This is a genomic window from Mammaliicoccus sp. I-M35, from assembly GCF_022386455.1.
In the GTDB taxonomy this organism is placed as follows: domain Bacteria; phylum Bacillota; class Bacilli; order Staphylococcales; family Staphylococcaceae; genus Mammaliicoccus; species Mammaliicoccus sciuri_A.
This window is the reverse complement of record NZ_JAJNIL010000005.1, coordinates 139,273-157,701: the sequence shown is the minus strand read 5'-3', so window position 1 is coordinate 157,701 and position 18,429 is coordinate 139,273. Positions and strand designations below refer to the sequence as shown.

16 protein-coding genes are annotated in these 18,429 nt (G+C 32.8%); 1 reads left to right on the top strand and 15 read right to left on the bottom strand.

Translation table 11 applies throughout. The annotated features are described in order from the left end of the window. Positions 1 to 69 precede the first annotated feature (69 nt). The 7 genes from ribF to LQ679_RS07485 form a co-directional block, all read right to left on the bottom strand. On the bottom strand, positions 70 to 1,026 hold the full coding sequence (gene ribF / locus LQ679_RS07515) for a riboflavin biosynthesis protein RibF (protein ID WP_025905353.1): 957 nt from the start codon (positions 1,024 to 1,026) through the stop codon (positions 70 to 72). A gap of 12 nt (positions 1,027 to 1,038) precedes the next feature. Continuing rightward, positions 1,039 to 1,965 (bottom strand): tRNA pseudouridine(55) synthase TruB, encoded by a 927-nt coding sequence (truB, locus tag LQ679_RS07510; protein WP_202188944.1) that lies wholly within the window; start codon positions 1,963 to 1,965, stop codon positions 1,039 to 1,041. 518 nt (positions 1,966 to 2,483) lie between these two features. Beyond that, on the bottom strand, positions 2,484 to 2,828 hold the full coding sequence (rbfA, locus tag LQ679_RS07505) for a 30S ribosome-binding factor RbfA (protein ID WP_037587805.1): 345 nt from the start codon (positions 2,826 to 2,828) through the stop codon (positions 2,484 to 2,486). Between the two features lie 193 nt (positions 2,829 to 3,021). Beyond that, entirely contained in the window at positions 3,022 to 3,465 is a 444-nt protein-coding gene (locus LQ679_RS07500) for a hypothetical protein (protein WP_239762351.1), read from the bottom strand. 314 nt (positions 3,466 to 3,779) lie between these two features. Further along, positions 3,780 to 4,631 carry an aminoglycoside 6-adenylyltransferase gene (locus LQ679_RS07495; RefSeq protein ID WP_239762350.1) on the bottom strand — a complete coding sequence of 284 codons (852 nt, stop codon included), beginning with the start codon at positions 4,629 to 4,631 and terminating at the stop codon, positions 3,780 to 3,782. A gap of 11 nt (positions 4,632 to 4,642) precedes the next feature. After that, on the bottom strand, positions 4,643 to 5,206 hold the full coding sequence (locus LQ679_RS07490; RefSeq protein WP_159315105.1) for a dihydrofolate reductase family protein: 564 nt from the start codon (positions 5,204 to 5,206) through the stop codon (positions 4,643 to 4,645). Between the two features lie 69 nt (positions 5,207 to 5,275). After that, on the bottom strand, positions 5,276 to 5,776 hold the full coding sequence (locus tag LQ679_RS07485; protein ID WP_239762349.1) for a methylated-DNA--[protein]-cysteine S-methyltransferase: 501 nt from the start codon (positions 5,774 to 5,776) through the stop codon (positions 5,276 to 5,278). Between the two features lie 132 nt (positions 5,777 to 5,908). On the opposite strand from LQ679_RS07485, the gene LQ679_RS07480 reads away from it, so the two are divergent. Then, on the top strand, positions 5,909 to 6,457 hold the full coding sequence (locus LQ679_RS07480) for an Ada metal-binding domain-containing protein (RefSeq protein WP_239762370.1): 549 nt from the start codon (positions 5,909 to 5,911) through the stop codon (positions 6,455 to 6,457). Between the two features lie 25 nt (positions 6,458 to 6,482). Here the strand turns inward: LQ679_RS07480 and arsB are convergent, their stop codons facing one another. From arsB to LQ679_RS07440, 8 genes are all read right to left on the bottom strand, one after another. Further along, positions 6,483 to 7,772, bottom strand: coding sequence for an arsenite efflux transporter membrane subunit ArsB (arsB, locus tag LQ679_RS07475; RefSeq protein WP_239762369.1), 1,290 nt, complete (start codon positions 7,770 to 7,772; stop codon positions 6,483 to 6,485). A 113-nt stretch (positions 7,773 to 7,885) separates the two neighbouring features. After that, complete coding sequence (infB, locus tag LQ679_RS07470; RefSeq protein WP_206167130.1) at positions 7,886 to 9,994, bottom strand: translation initiation factor IF-2; 2,109 nt, start codon at positions 9,992 to 9,994, stop codon at positions 7,886 to 7,888. A 4-nt stretch (positions 9,995 to 9,998) separates the two neighbouring features. After that, complete coding sequence (locus LQ679_RS07465; protein WP_025905336.1) at positions 9,999 to 10,325, bottom strand: ribosomal L7Ae/L30e/S12e/Gadd45 family protein; 327 nt, start codon at positions 10,323 to 10,325, stop codon at positions 9,999 to 10,001. Beyond that, positions 10,322 to 10,606, bottom strand: a complete 285-nt coding sequence (rnpM, locus tag LQ679_RS07460) for an RNase P modulator RnpM (protein ID WP_025905335.1) — start codon at positions 10,604 to 10,606, stop codon at positions 10,322 to 10,324. Before rnpM ends, LQ679_RS07465 begins: the two co-directional genes overlap by 4 nt. Positions 10,607 to 10,623: 17 nt before the next feature. Further along, positions 10,624 to 11,691, bottom strand: coding sequence for a transcription termination factor NusA (nusA, locus tag LQ679_RS07455; RefSeq protein ID WP_037587793.1), 1,068 nt, complete (start codon positions 11,689 to 11,691; stop codon positions 10,624 to 10,626). Positions 11,692 to 11,709: 18 nt separating this feature from the next. After that, on the bottom strand, positions 11,710 to 12,177 hold the full coding sequence (rimP, locus tag LQ679_RS07450; RefSeq protein ID WP_037587791.1) for a ribosome maturation factor RimP: 468 nt from the start codon (positions 12,175 to 12,177) through the stop codon (positions 11,710 to 11,712). A gap of 121 nt (positions 12,178 to 12,298) precedes the next feature. Next, positions 12,299 to 16,618, bottom strand: a complete 4,320-nt coding sequence (locus LQ679_RS07445; RefSeq protein ID WP_481817225.1) for a PolC-type DNA polymerase III — start codon at positions 16,616 to 16,618, stop codon at positions 12,299 to 12,301. A 97-nt stretch (positions 16,619 to 16,715) separates the two neighbouring features. After that, entirely contained in the window at positions 16,716 to 18,419 is a 1,704-nt protein-coding gene (locus LQ679_RS07440) for a proline--tRNA ligase (RefSeq protein ID WP_037587786.1), read from the bottom strand. Positions 18,420 to 18,429 lie beyond the last annotated feature (10 nt).

Sequence of the window (18,429 nt, the reverse complement as noted above, 5' to 3'; positions counted from 1 at the left end):
AAACCTGAGCTGATCGTCGGAGTGTCGATAAGCCAAGGATTAGGCACTCAAATCATTATACATAACTCTTTATGTTCTTTCAAGTGATAATAACGCTTTTGCTTCTTCTTTGTCTTGCTTAATTTGATTAACAAGTGCATCAATGCCATCAAATTTTTGTTCTGGTCTAATAAAATGGTGCCAATATACTTCTACACGCTCACCATATATACTTTCTTCAAAATCAAAGATATTAACTTCAATACTTATTTGAGAAACAGATGGATCATGGAATGTTGGTTTCACACCAACGTTACATACACCTTTATATGACTTATCTCTTGATTTAATTAATAATGTTACGGCGTAAACACCTTTTCTCGGTAATACATAGTCATCGCTTGGTTCAACATTAGCTGTAGGGAAACCAATCGTACGACCTCTTTTTTCGCCTTGAACAACCATACCTTTAATAACATATGGACGTCCTAAAGCTAAATTACAAGCTTCTATTTCTCCTAGTTCAAGTGATGTTCTAATATTCGTAGTTGAGATTTTTTCATCCTCATGTAATGTTTGCTTAGATACAACAAATACATCAAATGGGTAATCATTTTCTTGTAACGATGCCATATTTCCTTTTCCATATTTACCGAAACTGAAATCATAGCCAGCAATAACAGCTTTTACATGATTTTGAATAAAATATTGGTCAATAAAATCATCTGCAGACACATCTGCAAATGTAGAAGAAAAGTTAACGACGAAACAGTAATCTACGCCTAACTTTTCAATTGCTTCAATTTTATCCGCAATAGGTGTTAAATACGTTGTTCTTTTCTTTTCAGGATTTAAGACAACTGAAGGGTGTGGATCAAATGTCATAACAGCTTTTTTTAAATGTTTATCTTTAGCTACTTTAATCATTTTTTTAAGAACTTGTTGATGACCTAAATGTATGCCATCAAAAAAACCGATAGCTAAAGCAATATTTTCATTTACAAATTGTTTAGATTTTATTGGGTGTGTAATTTCTATAACTTCCATCAATATACTCCTTTAAAGAAAAACTTTTTTCGGTTTATAAAGTGTTTCATTTTTATCGTAAGTATCCATAATAGCAATTGCTTTGTCTTCATACCAAACAACAAATTCGCCATCATGTTTACTTTCATCTATTAAAGATTTTTCTATTTTTTGTCCGTTCTGAATACGCGTTACGATATTTTTATCATGTACGGTAATTTTCGTTAAACCATTCAATCCATATTCTAATGGAAGAATCACATCTTGTAACTTATCTTGCTCAACAATTTCTCTTAAGTCATCTAATTTAATAGCCTGATTTAAAGTAAAACCGCCACTTTTCAATCTAATTAAATGAGACATATGTGCAGGATAATTTAGTAACGCACCAATTTGAGTTGCTAACGTTCTAATATATGTCCCTTTGCCACATTCAACTTCAATTTCAAACTTACAAGTATCATTCTCATAAATAATATCAGAAATTAAATCAATACTGTTAATATGTACCCTTCTAACAGGACGTTCAACTTCAATATTTTGTCTAGCATATTCATATAATTTCTTACCATTAACTTTAACAGCAGAATACATAGGTGGAATTTGTTCTATGTCACCTTCTAATTGTTTTAAAGTCGCAATCATTTCATCTTTGTCCCATAAATTTTGACCAACACGCTTCTGATCTACAATCTCACCAGTTTGGTCTTCAGTCGTTGTACTCATACCAATCGTTACTTCAGCTCTGTAAGATTTGCCACTTTCCATCACATAATCACTCACACGCGTCGCTTTCCCAACACAAATCGGTAGTACACCACTTACCTCAGGATCCAAAGTTCCAGTATGGCCAACTTTTTTTGTTTTTAAAATTTTACGAAGTTTAAATACGACGTCATGACTTGTCATACCAACTTCCTTATGAATTGCTAGAATGCCATCCAAATTTACGACCTCCATAATGTTTCTATTCTTTTTAATTTTACATGAAAATATTCATAAAAAGAAGAAATAACTCAATTTCATAAAAAAAGCGATTGTGTTGGGGACAGAATTCTGAGTAATGTCCCTATCGAGGACGCTTACGGACAGAATTCTGAGTAATGTCCCTATCGATGGTGCTTAGAGACAGAATTCCAAGAAATGTCCCTAACGAGGGTGCTTACGGACAGAATTCTGAGAAATGTCCCTAACAGAGGTGCTTAGAGACAGAATTCCAAGAAATGTCCCTAACAGATGCGTCGCTCTTATTACCACAATTCGAAATTATGGTAGTTAGCACATTCTAATTACCAGAATTCGGAATAATGGTAGTTACAGCATTCTTATTACCACAATTCAGAATAATGGTAGTTACAGCTCTCTTATTACCACAATTCGGAATTATGGTAGTTATAGCGTCCTTTCACCTACTTCTAGGCTTTCTCACCAACAAAAAAAGACTAAGACATCTTATAGTGTCTTAGCCTAAATTCAGATCAATCATTACGATTTAAATCTTGAATCATGCGTTCAATTTTATTACCGTAATCGATTGATTCATCATATTCAAAATGCAATTCTGGTAAAATACGTAATTTCATACGATTACCTAATTCTGATTTAATAAAGCCTTTTGCTTTTTCTAAACCTTTAAATGTATCTTCTTTTTCTTTATCAGTACCTAATACAGTTAAATAAACTGTAGCGTGTGATAAGTCTCCTGGAAGTTCTACATCTGTAATTGTTAAAAATCCAACTCTTGGATCTTTAAGTTTATTGTTGATAATATCCATTAATTCTTTTTTCATTTGTTCGCCTACTCGTTCAGAACGAATACTCATATCTTTCACCTCTTAACATTCTCATCTCTCTATATACATTAGTACATTATAGCACATGCTTGAATGCTTAAAAAGATAATCACTCCATTAATTATTTGTTTAAATTACATTAGAAAAATAAATGAAAGATTATCGAAAAATAAGTTAAAAAAGAATTCATAAACTATCCATCAATACTTCACTATATACCATCTTATGCATGCTTAAAAATGATAATAAATGAAACAATAAATAATATTTGCAACAGTGCTCTTAAATATATATTCATCGGTACTTTTCCACCTATAGATATATTTTTGGCATGTGCTTTCATATAACCAGGGAACAATACAAAGCATAAAATAATACCAATCACACTGAATACAAAATTAACTTTAGGAATAAACACACTTATCGCAATAACAAATTCTAACCACCCAGTTACATACACAATCATTTTCGGATTTGGAATACTACTCGGAACCATTTTAATAAGTGAATTTCGAATAGAAGGCATAAATCTACCAATAAATGTATACATAAATGCGAAAAATATTGAAAACTGAGCGACATTCATCCACATACTTTCAGTTTGAAATATACGGTGTACGATAAATCCAATAAAGCAGCCAACAAAATAAACGATCATTGTTTGCATAAGAACCACTCCAATACGTCATATTTGTAGTTCATGTTTAACTTTACTGCATCCAATCTATTTACTTACCTATTCCCTTATTACAGTGTAAATATACATCAAAAATAATGATTATCACTTAAATGAATGTCATCAACTGTCACATAACAAGTCATCATCCATAACACAAATTTCACTTTTCTAAATAAACAGTTATGCTATATATATCAAGTATATTTATATACTTGAAGAGAATCCGTATTCTCGACTCAACAATAAAAGTGCTTATCTTCCAAAAATGGGAAGTATATCTCCAGCTAAGGTATACTTCCCATTTACATGTCAGTAAATCCAGTTATTTGATTATGATTATATTTAATAACCTTATTTGCTTCCATAGTTTCAATTCCTATATTTAAATCTTTGGCTACTTCGACTGATAAAATATAAAATTGTTCTGTAATACTTAATAATGAATTTGTTATATCATCAACTTCACCATGTGGATATGATGCCAACAATTTATTCCATTCAGACTTAGAAATGTATTTTTTTAATAATTTATGATTTTTTCCAGTTGAGATTTGCCATTCAAATTTGTTTCCGACTTTCCAATCATACATAGTAAGAAGTAAATCACGCATCATATTTAAATGATCAATAGCATAAAAAATTTCTTCTCTTTTAATGCCTTTAACAACATACGTTGATAACCACCAAAATTCATTACAAACAAAATCAAACCGCTTCTGATTAGGTTTCTTAATATGATATTTTTTATCACTTGGTTCACTTTGATCACTAAAATAATGATCCTTATCAATTAATACCTTCAGTAAATAATCTTCATGTCTATATGCTTCTATACATTCAATTGGTATAAATCTGAAATCTACTCGCATGTGTTTTTCAAACAACACCATATAAAATAATTGATCCTTTATACCACTATCAGAACGCTCTCTATTACACTGAGAAATAATAGGCTCTCCAAAATTTTTAATAAATGATAAATGTTGAATAAACGACTCATAATTCTTTACGATAAATGCAATATCAAAATCTTGATATTCATCCGGTTCAATAAATTTATTAACCCTAGACCCATTCATGCAAACTGCTCTAATATCATCCTCAATCGAAGCAATATTAAAAATTTCTTCCAATACCTCACGTTCTGTTTTCATGATATCACCTACTACTCATTATGATAAATTAATTGTATAACACCTGATTTAAATTTTCTTGAATGTACAAGTTTAAGTTGTTGTCTATCTTCTATATCTATAAATAGTGGTTTTCCTTTTCCTAAAACTATAGGATGTATGGATAGTCTATATTCATCTACTAATCCATAATTTACAAATGTCGTGATTAAGCTAGATCCACCATATAACCATATATCTTTACCTGGCTTACTTTTTATTTCATTGACATGTTCTACGATATTATCTTTAATAACATTGACATGTTTATCTTCAAACTTAAATTTCTTTGAAAAGACATATTTTTCTTTGGCATGAATGTTTTTCCACATTAATTTGTCTTCTTCTGAATCTTCTAAACTCGGTTGAAAATCTCCCCATGCTTCATAACTTTTTCTTCCATAAAATATTGTATCGACTTGATTTAAAAAGTCATCAAAATTCATTTCAGGATCCATAATACACCAGTCAATCTCGCCATTTTCACCTTCTATAAGCCCATCTAATGTAACAGCTAAATCTAAAATGACTTTCCTGCTATTATCATCACTACTCATATATTGACCCCCCAATCATCTCTTTCTATTATCATACACGAAATGATAATAGAAAACACACCACATTATTTATGATAAATGGGTGTGTCTTGATTCTAATTCTAATAATGATTGCTTCATTTCAAGTCCGCCTCTATATCCTCTTAGTTGTCCGTCTTTGCCTATAACACGATGGCAAGGTATCACAATGTTTAATGGGTTTTTACCGACTGCTGATGCAACAGCTCTAACTGCATTTGGTTTATCAATTTTATTGGCTAAATCTGAATAAGTTGTTGTTTCTCCATATGGGATTTTGGTCAACGCTTGCCACACAGTTTCGTTAAAAGGTGTGGAATTTATATCTATTTTTAAGTCAAAAGTTTTTCTTGTGCCATTAAAATATTCATTCAATTGGTCGATATATGGTTTTACTTTGTCTTGATTTTCTTTAATTTCTATATTTGAAATAAACTGATGTATTTCATTTCCTTTATCAAATGAACCTACAAATACGAGACCCTCATCACTTGCATAAATATCGAGATGTTTATTAAGATGCTTAAGAATACCATGATAAATTATTTTCATCGTCTACCTCCTTTGTTGAAAGTTTATATGAATTTATTTGTAAACTCAATATAAATAGTCGTTTTCATAATTAGATAGCAATATAAGGATATTTTTATATGTTATGATATTTTTGAGGTGATAGATTTGGCAATGTATTTAACTGAGAAAAGATGGCAAGACATTCAAACAAACAATAAATTAGCAAATGATGATTTTGTATATGCAGTTAAGACGACAATGATATTCTGTAAACCTTCATGTAATGCTAAATTACCTAATAAAGAAAATGTTTCAATATATCGAGACTATCACGAAGCTATAGAAAATGGTTATCGTCCTTGTAAAAAGTGTAATCCAACAGGTCAATTATTAGAAGATGAAGAATGGGCATTACAAATAAAAAATTTCATTCATCGATATTATCATTTAAATCTTACATTAGATGAAATTTGTAACCAATGTCACGGTTCAAAATTTCATTTATCAAGATTATTCAAACAAGTTACTCATCAAACAATTATGCAATATTTACATGAAATAAGAATCGAAAAAAGTATCGTATTGCTTAATGAGAATATAATGACAGTTGAAGACATTGGTAGAAAAGTTGGTTATAAAACAACATCACATTATATCAAAGTATTTAAGCAATTCTATTTTATGACACCTTTACAATATCGCAAACGAAAAAACAGCTAAGATAGCTTCCTATCTTAACTGTTTTTTAAAAGATTAACAATGTTACATACAAACCTACTAATGTAATAAATAATACGGGTATCGTTATGATAATACCTGTTTTAAAGTATGTGCCCCAAGGTATTTTAACACCTTTTTGAGACAATACATGAAGCCACAATAATGTTGCTAATGAACCGATGGGAGTAATTTTCGGACCGAGATCTGAACCGATGACATTTGCATAAATCATGCCTTCTTTAAGCGGACCAATAACATCTGATTGATGGATAGCGAGTGCATCTATAAGAACGGTTGGTAAGTTATTCATAATCGATGATAAAAATGCTGCTATAAAACCCATCCCCATAATACTTGCAAATAATCCATGTTGAGAAACGTCTGTTAGTATATGACTTAAAATTGTTAGGATACCTACATTTTTAAGCCCAAAGACAACTAGATACATACCAATTGAGAATACGACTATATTCCATGGTGCACCTTTAAGTACTTTTTTAGTATGAACTGCAGGAGATTTTCTAGCAAACCATACAAATATAATCGCTACTAAACCTGCAATAATTGATACGGGTATGTGTACAAACTCACTGATAAAATATCCGATGAGTAAAATGGATAGTATAGCCCATGACATACGAAACAGTTTCAAATCTTTAATTGCTTCTTTTGGTTGTTTTAAATGATGATCATCAAATGTACGTGGTATTGACGATTTAAAGAATAACCACAATACGGCAATACTAGCCAATAATGAGAATATATTCGGTATGAACATATGTAAGAAATATTCAACAAAGCCAATATTAAAATAGTCTGCAGAAACAATATTCACTAAATTACTCACTGTAAATGGTAGCGAAGTTGTATCTGCTATAAATCCACTTGCTATCACAAAAGGAAAAATGATTTTCTTATTAAATCCTAGATGACGTACCATTGCCAATACTATAGGCGTAAGTATCAAAGCTGCACCATCATTCGCAAAAAATGCCGCAACAATTGCACCTAATATCATAATATAAACGAACATCTTTACACCATTTCCTCGAGAGGCTTTAACCATATGAATCGCAGACCATTCAAAGAATCCTATCTCATCAAGTATAAGCGAAATGATAATTATCGCTATGAATGTCAATGTTGCATTCCAAACAATGCTAGTCACTTCAAATATATCTTCTATTTGTACAACACCAGTTATTAAGGCAATTAATGCACCAATAAAAGCTGTTACACCGATATCTAGTCCTTTCGGTTGCCAAATAACGAAAGTCAGTGTCAATACAAAAATAATGATTGCAAGTATGGTCATCATCGCTTTCCTCCTTTCATGAAAACCCCAAAATTATGTGCTATATCAAAAAAGACTGAGACAATAAATAAATAATGTCCCAGTCTCTTAAGATTTATATTAAAGTATTCACTTTATTTTCTTTCAATTTCAACCATTTTGAAAGCTTCGAAGATGTCGCCTTCTTTAATGTCATTGAATTTTTCAATTGTGATACCACATTCATATCCAGCTGCTACTTCTTTAGCATCATCTTTGAAACGTTTAAGTGTATCTAGTTCACCTTCAAAGATAACAATGCCGTCACGAATAATACGTACACTTGCATCTCTTGTAATCTTACCGTCTGTTACGTAACTACCAGCGATTGTACCGACTTTAGATACTTTAAATGTTTGACGTACTTCAGCTTGACCAATAACTTGCTCTTCAAATTCAGGGTCTAATAGACCTTTCATAGCTGATTCGATTTCTTCGATTACTTTATAAATAATACGGTGTAATCTCATATCAACATTTTCTTCTTCTGCAGCACGTTTAGCACCTGCATCTGGTCTTACGTTAAATCCGATAATAATACCGTTTGATGCTGCTGCTAATGTAACGTCTGATGCATTAATCGCACCAACTGCTGTATGAATAATACGTACATTAACACCTTCAACATCTATTTTCATTAATGATGCTGCTAAAGCTTCTACTGAACCTTGAACATCACCTTTAATGATGATATTTAAATCTTTCATTTCACCTTGTTTCATTTGTTCAAACAAGTTATCTAATGAAACGCTCTTACTATCTTGACGTTGTTTTAAGATATTTTCTTGTTGACGTTTTTCACCGATTTGACGAGCTTGTTTTTCATTTTTGAATACAACAAAGCGATCACCAGCTTGTGGTACATCATGTAAACCAGTAATTTCAACAGGTGTTGATGGTCCAGCTGTTTTGATTCTTTTACCTAAATCGTTAACCATCGCACGTACTCTACCGTATGTGTTACCCACTACTAATGAGTCTCCTACTTCTAAAGTACCGTTTTGTACTAATAGAGAAGCTGCAGGTCCACGTGATTTATCAAGCTCTGCTTCGATTACAGTACCTACTGCAGCACGGTCAGGGTTAGCTTTTAATTCTTCAACTTCAGAAACTAAACCAATCATTTCTAATAAATCATCGATTCCGTCACCTTGGATTGCTGAAAGTTGAACGAAGATTGTATCTCCACCCCAGTCTTCAGGATAAAGACCATATTCACCTAATTCTTGCATAACACGATCAGGATTTGCTGTTGGTTTATCAACTTTGTTTACCGCAACAATAATTGGTACTTCTGCTGCTTTAGCATGGTTGATTGCTTCAATTGTTTGAGGCATTACACCATCATCAGCTGCAACAACTAAAATTGTGATATCTGTTACTTGAGCACCACGCGCTCTCATTGTTGTGAAAGCAGCATGTCCTGGTGTATCAAGGAATGTAATTTTCTTGTTATTATTAACAATTTGGTATGCACCAATATGTTGTGTAATACCACCCGCTTCACCAGCTGTAACACGTGTATTACGGATTGAATCTAGAAGCGTTGTTTTACCATGGTCAACGTGTCCCATGATTGTAACAACTGCAGGTCTTTCGATTAAGTCTGCATCATTTTCATCAACTTCAAAGTAATTTTCTAAGTCAGTAGCATCTACATGTACTTCTAACTCAGCTTCAATATCATAATCTGCACAAATTAATTCAACAGTTTCAGTATCTAATGCTTGGTTAATATTAGCTACGACACCAAGTAAGAATAACTTCTTGATAATTTCAGAAGCATCTTTGTTGATTTTATCAGCTAATTCACCAACTGTAATACCTTCTTCATACGTAATTAAAGATGGTGTTTCTTTAACTTCAGGTTTAGGTTGTTGCTGTTGTTGATTTTGTTGTTTTTTGTTATTTTGCTTTTTATTCTTTTGATTTTTTTGATTCTTTTGTTGATGATTAGGTTTATTGTTTTGTTTGTTATTCTGTTTGTTGTTATTTGATTTATTTGTATTTGCGTGAGTAGTTGATTGGTCTTTTTTAGCAGAATCCTGCTTTTTAAATGCTTTATCTAAAATTTTAATGTCATTCTCCTCTAATGCTTGCATGTGATTTGATACTTCTATGTTATTCTTTTTTAATTCATCTATGATTGCTTTACTCTTTACATCGATTTCTTTTGCATACTCATATATTCTCTTTTTACTCATATACTCACTCCTCATGAAAATCATGAATCATCGTTTTTAGCTTTTTGCTAAATCCAATGTCAGTTATGCCCAACACCACTCTGCTTTCTTTTCCAATTGCGTAGCCTAATTCATAGCGTGTAGCAAAAGTTAAAAGTGTTACATGATAAGTTGCACATTTATTTTTTATAGTTTTTGTAACATTTGCTGCAGCATCTTCTGAAAGTATGACAAGTTTAACATTGCCTTTTCTTAACTCACTTATGACAATTTCTTCGCCAGTCTTAATCTTTCTAGCTCTTGTTGCCAGACCAAGAAGATTTAAAATTTGATCTTTCTTTTCTATACTCATTTAGGTATACGCTCACGGTAAATTAAACGAATGATTTCTTTATAGACAGGTTCAAGTGTTTCTTTATTACTGTCAAAATAACGTTCTAACTTTCCTTGTTTCTGTGCATTTTCAATAACTTCTAGATCTTTAGAAACATATGCACCGCGACCTGGTGCTTTACCTGTCGCATCTGCTGTTATTTCGCCTTCTTTATTTTTAACGACACGAATCATATCATTTTTAGGTTTCATTTCATTTGAAAGTATACATTTACGCATTGGTATCTTTTTCTTTTTCATGATAAAAGCACCTCACTTTATGATTCTTCAGTTGAAATAATGCCTGCTTCTCTTGCATCAGTTTCTGATTTAATATCAATCTTCCAACCTGTTAATTTCGCAGCAAGTCGTGCATTTTGTCCACGTTTACCGATTGCTAATGATAATTGATAATCTGGTACGACAACTGTAGTCGATTGATTTTCTTCGTCTACAATAACTTCTACAACTTGTGAAGGACTTAAAGCATTTCTTACGAATACTTTTGGATCTTCGTCCCACTCAACGATGTCGATTTTTTCGCCACCTAATTCATTAACGACTGCTTCAACACGAACACCTTTAGCACCAACACATGCACCTACAGCATCGATATCGCCATTTTCTGAAGTGACACTAATTTTAGAACGGTCTCCAGCTTCACGTGCTACAGATTTAACAATTACAGTACCATCATAAATTTCAGGAACTTCTTGCTCGAATAAACGCTTTAATAAACCAGGATGTGTACGTGATACAAAGATTTGAGGACCTTTAGTCGTTTGTTCAACTTTATTCACATATACTTTAATACGTTCATTTGGTAAATATTGTTCATTTGGACTTCTCTCAGCTTCAGAAAGTACAGCTTCAGTACGGCCTAAATTAACATATACATAACGATGATCGACTCTATCGATAACACCTGTTACAATGTCATCTTCTTTATCAATAAACTCATCATAAAGAATGCCTCTTTCAGCATCTCTTAAACGTTGCATAACTGCTTGTTTAGCTGCTTGAGCACCAACACGACCGAAGTCTTTAGGTGTAACGTCTTCTTCAAAGACATCTCCAATTTCGTATGCTGGGTTTGTAACTAACGCTGTATCTAATGCTACTTGATCTCTATAATCTTCAACATCTTCTACAACGTCTTTTCTTGAAATAACTCTATAAGTACCTTCATCAAGATTCAATTCGATTCTAACATTTTTGGCACTGTCATAGTTCTTTTTGTAAGCTGTGATTAAAGCCGCTTCTATTGCATCAATAAGTACCTCACGAGGTATTCTTTTTTCCTTTTCAAGGTATTCAATTGCAAGTAATAATTCATTACCTTTCACAATGTATCCTCCTTTATATTATAACATTACTGATCGACGTGCTTTAGCGATTTTCTTGCGTGGCAACGTGACATTTTTAGTTCTTGTTTTAATTTTCACTTCTAGCGTTATAGATGTTTCAGTAACTTCTTTTAAAACGCCTAACCATTCTTTATCTCCTTCAACAGGTTCGTATAACGAGATAAATACAGGTTGTTCAATTGCATTTTGATAGTCTTTTTCTTTTTTCAATGGGCGTTCTGCACCAGGTGAAGATACATCCATGAAATAAGGTTCTTTAATAGGATCTTCTTTGTCCATAACTTCACTAATCTTTTCAGAGGCAATTGTGCAGTCGTTCAAATCAACGCCACCGTCTTTATCAATTGCAATACGTAGATAATAGTCTGATCCCTCTTTGACATATTCGACATCTACAAGTTCATAATTTAAATCTTCAAGTATTGGTTGAATAATTTCCTCAACGTGTGCTGCAACTTTACTCATAATGACCTCCCTCTTAATACAAACAGAAAAGAGCGGGAAATGTCCCACTCTTTAAACGTCAGAGTATTATTTTAAGCAATAACAGTATATCACATAATGGCGCTATGCTCAAGAACATGCATTATAAATCAAATATTGAAAGCTGAGCTTTATCAGGCATATTTGGTAATGATCCAAGTTCATCGAGATATTCGATGATTTTTTGTGATACACCTGCTTTTTTATTAAGGTCTTCTTTAGCTAAGAATGGACCTTCTTCTCTTGCTTCAACGATACGTTTCGCAACGTTTTCACCTAGTCCAGGAACTGCGATAAATGGTGGAATAAGTGAATCACCTTCAATTTTGAATTCAAACGAATCACTTTTCTCTAAGCTTACTGGCTGGATTTTGTAACCTCTATGTGCCATTTCATTTGTAATTTCTAAAACTGTTAATACATCTTTTTCTTTTTTAGCTAATTCATGGAATCGGCTATAATATTCTTTCACCGTTGATTTAATAGACTCTTTATCTTTTGTCATTGTTTTTAAATCAAAGTCTGTCGCACGTACTGTAAAGTAACTTGCATAATAGAACAACGGATGATGAACTTTGAAGTATGCAATTCTTAATGCCATTAAAACGTATGCAGCAGCATGGGCTTTAGGGAACATGTATTTAATTTTTTTACATGAATCTAAATACCAATCTGGTACATTATTTTCTTTCATAGCTTCTTCGAATTCATCTGTTAAACCTTTACCTTTACGAACTGCTTCCATAATTTTAAAGGCAAGTGATGGTTCTAAGCCGTTATACATTAAGTAAACCATAATATCATCACGACAACCGATAACACTTGATAAATCACATGTACCTGATTTGATTAACTCTTGTGCGTTTCCTAACCAAACGTCTGTACCGTGTGATAACCCAGATATTTGTACGAGCTCTGAAAAAGTAGTTGGTTTCGTATCTTCAAGCATTTGTCTAACGAATCCTGTACCGAATTCTGGCACACCAAATGTTCCAGTCTTACAAAGAATATCTTCTTCTGTTACACCTAATGATTCAGGTGTACTAAAGATTTTCATTGTTTCTTTATCGTCTACTGGTATTGTCTTAGGATCAATGCCTGATAAATCTTGTAACATTCTAATCATTGTTGGATCATCGTGTCCTAATATATCCAGTTTCAAAATATTATCATGAATAGAATGGAAGTCGAAATGCGTTGTTTTCCATGGTGATTTTTGATCGTCGGCAGGGTATTGGATTGGTGTAAAATCATAAATATCCATATAATCTGGTACAACAATGATACCACCTGGATGTTGCCCGGTTGTTCTTTTAACACCGGTACAACCTTTAACAAGTCTATCAACTTCAGCTGCACGTTTATGAATACCTTGATCATTTAAATATCCTTTAACATAACCAAAAGCTGTTTTTTCAGCAACAGTACCGATTGTACCTGCTCTGAATACTTTGTCTTCACCGAACAGTACTTTCGTATAATTATGGGCTACTGGTTGATATTCACCACTAAAGTTCAAGTCAATATCCGGTACTTTATCTCCTTTGAAACCTAAGAATGTTTCAAACGGTATATCTTGTCCTTCTTTAATCATATCAACATGACATTTTTCACATTGTTTATCTGGTAAGTCGAAACCTGATCCGACTGAACCATCATCAAAGAAATGACTTTCTTTACAAGATGGGCAAATATAATGTGGCGGCAATGGATTCACTTCAGTTATTTCAGTCATTGTCGCAACAAAACTAGATCCGACTGAACCACGCGAACCAACTAAATAACCATCATTCAATGATTTCTTAACTAACCTTTGTGAGATTAAGTAAATAACCGCAAAACCATTTCCGATAATACTTTCTAATTCTTTTTCAAGTCTATCAATTACGATTTGTGGTAAGTCTTCACCATATAATTTTCTAGCATTCTCATAACTCAATTCACGAATTTCTTCGTTCGCACCTTCCATATTAGGTGTATATAATTCATCCCTAATAGGTATCACGGTTTCGAGTCTATCTGCTAAGTCGTTCGTATTTTTCACAACGATTTCATATGCTTTTTCTTCACCTAAGAAGTGGAATTCATCTAACATTTCATCAGTTGTTCTAAAGTGTGCTTCAGGTAATGTTTGTCTATTCAATGGATTACCTGGTTGAGAGGCGATTAATATTTTTCGTGCAACAGCATCATGTTCGTATAAATAATGAGCATTTCCTGTTGCGATAACTGGAATATTAAGTTTCTCACCAACGCTTAATATACGACTATATATTTCTTCCATCGTTTCATTATCTTTAATTAATTCTCTATCAATTAAATCTTGATATAACCCTTTTGGTTGAACTTCTATATAGTCATAATATTTCGCAACTTTTTCAACTTCATCTTGGTCTTTTTGCATAACCGTTGTAAATACTTCCCCTTCATCACATGCACTACCTACTAGAATACCTTCTCTATATTTGTTTAATAACGAGCGTGGTATACGTGGTGTACGATAAAAGTAATCAACTAATGAGGCACTGACAATTTTGAATAAATTTTTCAGTCCGACTTGGTTTTGTACGATTAGCGTTACATGTGAAGGTCTTGCACGTTTATATGCTTCATCATTTGATAGCTTCTCGTTTATTTGATTATGATTATGAACATTGAGTTCTTCTAACTGTTTTAACATCTTAATAAAGATATGTGCTGTTGTTTCCGCATCATAAATCGCTCTATGGTGTTGTGTAAGTTCTACACCATATTTTTTAGCTAAGAAATTCAAACCATGTTTACCATATTCAGTATTCACTGTACGTGATAATTCAAGCGTATCGATAACACCATTTGTCGTAGCACCAAGTCCGATACGTTCAAATCCTGTATCTATAAAGCCCATATCAAATGATGCGTTATGCGCAATATAAATTGCGTCTCCAACCCATTCATGGAAATCTTTTAGAACTGTTTCAATATCAGGTTGTCCACGTAACATTTCGTCTGTAATACCAGTTAAATTTTTAATTGTTTCTGATAGACGTTCTCCTGGGTCAGAAAAACGTTCAAAGGTATCAATTACTTCGCCATCTTTAACCTTAACAGCCGCTAATTCTATAATTTGATCATATTGACTTGAAAGTCCTGTTGTTTCAACGTCAAATACAATATACGTTGCAGCCTTAAGCGGAATATCTTGTGACTTGTACGCAATCGGCACACCATCATCTACAAGCATACCTTCCATACCATAAATCATTTTAATACCATTTTTCATGGCAGCTGCATGCGCATCTGGATATCCTTGAACACCATTATGGTCTGTTATCGCGATTGCTTTATGTCCCCATTTAGCAGCTTGTTCAACATACTTACCGATATGTGTAATGCCATCCATTTGACTCATAGATGTATGTAAGTGAAATTCAACTCTTTTTTCATCTGCTTTATCAAGTTTAGGAGACTTCTTAATTTCATGGATATCCGTCATCATCATCACTAAATCACGTATAAATTGATCTTGTTCAATTCTACCTTGTGCTCTAACCCATGTACCTACTTTTAAAGCTTTAAAATGTTCAAGGTCATCTTTACCTTTTCTCGTAAACATTTTAAGTATAAGTGAATCGGTATAGTCCGTAATTTTTAATGTGACAATATGTCTACAACTTTTAAGTTCTTTCATTTCGATATCAAAAATAACACCTTCAAGTGCTACTTTGAACTCTTCTTCGATAATATCTTCTATTTTACGAATGGAATCTACAGGAATGTCTTTACCAATTTGACATCGTGATACCGCATTTTCATTATCACTAGATTCTGCTTTTTCTTTCTTCATACGTTCCATTTTTTCTGATGCAATTCGTGCAGCTTCTTCATCTTCTTGTTGGATGTGCGCTTCAAATGATTCAAGTTCTCTTCTCATTTGTTCTTCATTATCCATCGTTTCGAATATAACACGACTTATTTGAAAGCCACATTTTTGGAGCGCTTTTACTAATGAACCATTAACACGCTTATCGAAATAGTCGCGTTCAATATCATTGTTCACTTGAACTTTCACGATATCATCAGCAAAGATAATAGGCTTTTGTTTAAGTTGATGTTTCACTTTATCACTTAATTCAGTACCATCAATACAATGTGGAATGTATTTCAATATATGTTCATCTATTTGTTCTTTAGTTGTCACTTCAATTGTCCAATCAACTTGCGCAATACTACTAAAAGTATTTTTCAGTTGATTTGTAAAAACAAGATACATTTCACTTGATAAATAATATGGCAACTTAATGTAGAAATGCCACAATCTTTTTGATTGGGACACATCAATTCTTGTAAGTTCACCTTGTTCTACGACATCTTTATCAAGTTCGTCTGTTATGTTCATTTGCGTGAGAAGCGTTTGGAATTTCTCTTGCCCTGTCATTGACACTTATACGACCACCTTCATCAAAATGAAAAAGAGGCTAATCATTAAATAGCCTCTTTAAATATCTTATATTATATCAGATTTAGTTGTTTTTATCAGTCTATTTTACTGCATCATAGAAAGTAGCAAGTACTTCATCTAATTCATCAATATGGACTTCTTTACTTTCTGAATTATCACGGCGTTTTACTTCTACGATACCTTCTGAAGCTTTCTTACCAACCATAACACGTACTGGTAAACCTATTAAATCTGCATCATTAAATTTAACCCCAGCACTTTCTTTACGGTCATCATATAAGACATCATATTTATTTTGTAATTGACCATAAAGTTGATCTGCTAATGCTTGTTGCTCTTCTTTTTTAGGATTAATCGCAATTAAATGTACTTCATAAGGTGCAATAGCTTTTGGCCAAATAATCCCTTTATCATCATGATGTTGTTCAATTGCTGCTGATAATGTTCTAGAGATACCAATACCATAACAACCCATAATAAGTGGTTGTGCTTTACCTTGTTCATCTAAGAATGTCGCATTCATACTTTCAGAGTACTTCGTTCCAAGTTTGAAGACTTGACCAACTTCAATACCTTCAGCGAATTTAGCAGTACCTAAATCACCCGGTAATGCTTCTCCTTCAAGAATAAATCTAAAGTCTCCATATGCTTCAATCTTAAAGTCTCTATCTACGTTCGCATTAATAAAATGATAACCTGTTTCATTCGCACCAACAGCTAAATTATTAATATCTTGAACGAAATTGTCTGCATAAATTTTGATTTGGTCTACATTAACTGGTCCTAGACTACCTGGCTTAGCACCTAAAATATTCACGATTTCAGACTCAGTTGCCATTTCGATATTATCTGTTTTGAAATATGATTTTAACTTAACATCATTTACTTCATGATGACCTCTAATTAAAATCATGACATATTCATCATCAACTTTAAGAATCATTGATTTAATAATTTTATCTAAAGTCACATTTAAAAAGTCTGCTAATGCTTGTGCTGTCGTCACATTAGGCGTTTCCACTTTTTCTATATCTTTTAATGGTGTATGTTCATGATTAGGTGTGTAAGCTACTTCAGCTTTTTCAATATTTGCAGCATAGTCACTTGTTTCACTATAAACAATTGTATCTTCACCAATATCAGCTAAAGCCATAAACTCATGCGTGTGGTCTCCACCGATAGCACCAGAGTCAGCAAGTACTGGTCTAAAGTTTAAACCTACTCTTGTAAAGATATTATGATAAGCATGATACATATCTTGGTAAGTATCATCTAATGAATCTTCATTAGCATGGAAAGAATAAGCATCTTTCATAATAAATTCACGGCCACGTAATAATCCAAATCTTGGACGTTGTTCGTCTCTAAATTTTGTTTGAATTTGGAATAAAGTGATTGGTAAACGTTTATAAGATTTCAATTCATCTCTTACAAGAGAAGTCACAACTTCTTCATGTGTAGGTCCTAAACTAAATTCACGTTTATTACGATCGTGCAATCTCATTAACTCTGGACCATACGCATCCCATCTACCTGATTCTTTCCAAAGTTCAGCTTGTTGTAACACAGGCATAAGCACTTCTACACCATCGATTTTTTCCATTTCTTCACGTACAATTTGCTCAATTTTGTTGAGTACACGTTTTGCAGTTGGTAAATAGCTATATATACCTCTTGCATTTTGTTTAATCATACCTGACTTTAATAAAAGTTTATGACTAATTGCTTCCGCTTCTGCAGGAACTTCTCTTAATGTTGGTATAAATATTTTCGACTGTTTCATAAGTTTCCTC